Raw genomic sequence first — 3,300 nt, 5'->3', positions numbered from 1 at the left:
CTAACCGAGCGAGCCGGAGCTGCTCGCCCGGTTCGCCGCTGGCTTTCCCGACATGATGCCGGCATAGGCCATCTTCAGGCCCGACGCCGCGCCGACGCCGCCCTCGCAGGCGCGCATGTCGAGCCCGCATTCGCGCAGCGCCAGCAAGGGGGCGAGATCCTCGCCCGCCACGTAGATCCGCGGTCCCTTGGCGCCGGGCTTCGGGGGAAGCCCAAGGATGGCCCCGTCGAGGAACGGCGCCCCGGTCGGCGCGATCGTCGCGGCGATGCCGTGCACCGTCGTCGGGGAGACAGCGTTCAGGTCGACGTAGACCGGCTTTTTACCACCGAGGCCAAGCTCGGTGCGAGACGAGCCGCCAGGGCGGCGGCGTCGGCCGGCGGCACGATGGACAGGATCAGGTCGGCCGCGACGATCTCGGCATCCTCGGCATGGGTCATGCCGGCGTCCTCGGCCCGCGCGCGGGTCGCGGCGCTGCGCCTGGTCAGCGAGGTCAGGACGCGGACGCCGTTCTCGGCGAGGCGCCGCGCGACCGCGCTGCCCATGGCGCCCGGGGCGACGACGGCAATCGTTTGCATCGCACCACCTTCAGGCTGGTGCCGGCGCGGGGAGGATCCTCGCGCCGGCCGTCGCCGGTCCTAGCGCAGCGAGCCGCAGAACCGCTGGATGCGGTTGCAGGCTTCCTCCAGGGTCTTGGTCGAGGTCGCGTAGGAGATGCGCAGGTTCGGGCCGAGGCCGAAGGCGGAGCCGTGGACCGCGGCGACGCCCTCCGCCTGGAGCAGCTCGGTGACGAAATCCTCGTCGGTCGCGATGGTCTTGCCCGACGGCGCCGTGCGCCCGATCGTTTCCGCGCAGGACGGGTAGACGTAGAACGCGCCTTCCGGCGTCGGGCATTGCAGGCCCTTGGTCTGGTTCAGCATCGAGACCACGAGGTCGCGCCGCTCCTGGAACGCCGCCTTGAACTGCGCGAGGTGCGCCTGCGTGCCGTCGAGCGCGGCCACCGCCGCCCATTGCGAGATCGACGAGGCGCCCGAGGTCTGCTGGCCCTGGACGAAGTCCATCGCCTTGATCAGCTTCTCCGGGCCGGCGGCGTAGCCGATGCGCCAGCCGGTCATCGCGTAGGCCTTCGAGACGCCGTTCATGGTCAGCGTCCGCTCGTAGAGGCCCGGCTCGATCTGGGCCGGCGTGACGAACTCGAAGTCGCCGTAGGTCAGGTGCTCGTACATGTCGTCGGTGAGCACCCAGACGTGCGGATAGCGCATCAGCACGTCGGTGATCTTCTTCAGCTCGGCGTGGCTGTAGGCGGCGCCCGACGGGTTCGACGGGGAGTTGAGGATGATCCACTTGGTCTTCGGGGTCAGCACCCGCTCCAGCTCCTCGGGCTGAAGCTTGAAGTCGTGCGCCATGTCGGTCTCGGCGAAGACGGGCGTGCCGCCGCAGAGCACCACCATCTCCGGGTAGGATACCCAGTAGGGGCGCGGGATCACGACCTCGTCGCCGGGGTTCAGGGTGGCGAGCAGCGCGTTGTAGATGACGTGCTTGCCGCCGGTGCCGACGATGGTCTGCGAGACCTTGTAGTCGAGCCCGTTCTCGCGCTTGAACTTCTTCACGATGGCTTCGCGCAGCGGCACGATGCCCGAGACCGGCGGGTACTTGGTCTCGCCGCGGTTGATCGCCTCGATGGCGGCGTGCTTGATGTGCTCGGGCGTGTCGAAGTCGGGCTCGCCGACCGACAGGCTGATCACGTCCATGCCGCCGGCTTTCAGGTCGCGCGCCTTCTGCGTCATCGCGATCGTCGCGGATGGCTTTACGCGCGAGAGGGCGTCGGCAAGAAAGCCCATGATGGGGACTCCGGTTTTCGTGCAGGTTTCGCCGTCCCGTGACGGCGGCGGGACCGTAGTCGCGGGTCGGAAAGCCGGCAAGGCGCCCGGTCGGGGTTCGGCGGGAAACGTCACGCGCCGGATGCAGGGCTCGGGCGCTAGCGACCGCCTCGACGGCCGGTGCGGGCGACACCATCTCCGGTCGATGGCAAATCTCTCCGTTCTCGACCTGTCGTTCGTCGGTTCCGGCTCGACCCCGGCCCAGGCGCTGCGCGATTCCCTCGACCTCGCCCGCCATGTCGACCGCCTCGGCTACGGCCGTTACTGGCTCGCCGAGCACCACGCCCTGCCCTCGGTGGCGAGCCCGGCCCCCGACATCATGGTCGGCCAGATCGCGGCTGCGACCCGTACGATCCGCGTCGGCTCCGGCGGCATCATGCTGCCGAACCACGCGCCGCTGATGGTGGCCGAGCGGTTCAAGGTCCTGGAGGCGCTGTTTCCCGGGCGAATCGACCTCGGCCTCGGCCGCGCGCCCGGCACCGACGGCATCACCGCCCAGGCGTTGCGCCGCCGCGAGGCGCCGCGCGGCGGCGACGACTTCCTCGACCGGCTGCAGGAACTGATGCTGTGGGAGACCGGTGGGTTCCCCGAGGGCCATCCGTTCAACACCGTGGCGGTGATGCCGGCCGGCGTGCCCCTGCCGCCGATCTTCCTGCTCGGTTCGTCGGATTACAGCGCGCACCTGTCCGCACGCCTCGGGCTCGGCTTCGCCTTCGCGCAGCACTTCGCCTCGTTCGACGCGCGTTTCCCGATGCTCGATTACCGCAGGGGCTTCCAGCCCTCGCGCTGGGGCTCCAAGCCCCACGCGATCCTCGCGGTCGCAGTCGTCTGCGCGGAGACCGACGCGCAAGCCGAGCGCCTGGCGCTCAGTACGCAGCTGGCGACGCTGCGGCGCGAGCGCGGCGAGTACGCACCGATCCCGACCCTGGCCGAGGCCGAGGCTTATCCCTACGGCGACGCCGAGCGCGCCCGCATCGCCCGCGGCCGCGACCGGCTGCATGTCGGCGCGCCCGAGACCGTCTGCGCGCTGCTGGCGGGCCTCGCCGAGGCGACGCAGGCCGACGAGATCATGGTCGTGTGCGCCATCCCCGACCAGGAGGCGCGCCGCCGCTCCTACAGCCTGCTCGCGCAGGCCTGGGGCCTCGCCAAGACCGCCGTCGCGGCGTGAGACGGGGAACGACAAACCCGTCCCACCTGTCGCGTAGGTTGCATTCGTTCGCCTGACATCGCGCGCAGATCGGCGCATCCTGTCGATCCCGACGCGGTTTCGCCGCATCGGACACGCGGACGGCCCTCCAAAGGGCCGCCACGACGGGACAGCGATCTCGAGAGGAGACGATGATGGGCGATCGACGCAATTTCCTGAAGGCGACGGCGGGCCTTGCGGCTGCTGCCGTCGCCGCGCCGGCGGCTGGGCGAGCGG

At 70.6% G+C, this 3,300-nt stretch carries 4 protein-coding genes; 1 reads left to right on the top strand and 3 read right to left on the bottom strand.

Translation table 11 applies throughout. From position 1 onward, the window contains the following. The 3 genes from FV222_RS31405 to FV222_RS20875 are packed head-to-tail and all read right to left on the bottom strand — an operon-like array spanning position 1 to position 1,838. A complete protein-coding gene (locus FV222_RS31405; protein WP_246685578.1) occupies positions 1-276 on the bottom strand; it encodes a hypothetical protein in 276 nt (91 codons plus the stop codon). 20 nt (positions 277-296) lie between these two features. Continuing rightward, complete coding sequence (locus tag FV222_RS31400) at positions 297-575, bottom strand: NAD(P)-binding domain-containing protein (RefSeq protein WP_246685577.1); 279 nt, start codon at positions 573-575, stop codon at positions 297-299. A 60-nt stretch (positions 576-635) separates the two neighbouring features. Continuing rightward, on the bottom strand, positions 636-1,838 hold the full coding sequence (locus FV222_RS20875; RefSeq protein ID WP_147761993.1) for a pyridoxal phosphate-dependent aminotransferase: 1,203 nt from the start codon (positions 1,836-1,838) through the stop codon (positions 636-638). A 184-nt stretch (positions 1,839-2,022) separates the two neighbouring features. Here FV222_RS20875 and FV222_RS20870 point away from each other — a divergent pair, with 184 nt between their 5' ends. Next, complete coding sequence (locus tag FV222_RS20870; RefSeq protein WP_147752555.1) at positions 2,023-3,045, top strand: LLM class flavin-dependent oxidoreductase; 1,023 nt, start codon at positions 2,023-2,025, stop codon at positions 3,043-3,045. Positions 3,046-3,300 lie beyond the last annotated feature (255 nt).

It is taken from the genome of Methylobacterium sp. WL103 (genome assembly GCF_008039885.1).
Taxonomy (GTDB): Bacteria; Pseudomonadota; Alphaproteobacteria; order Rhizobiales; family Beijerinckiaceae; genus Methylobacterium; species Methylobacterium cerastii.
The sequence above is the reverse complement of the archived record's forward strand: the minus strand, read 5'-3'. Positions and strand labels throughout refer to the sequence as shown.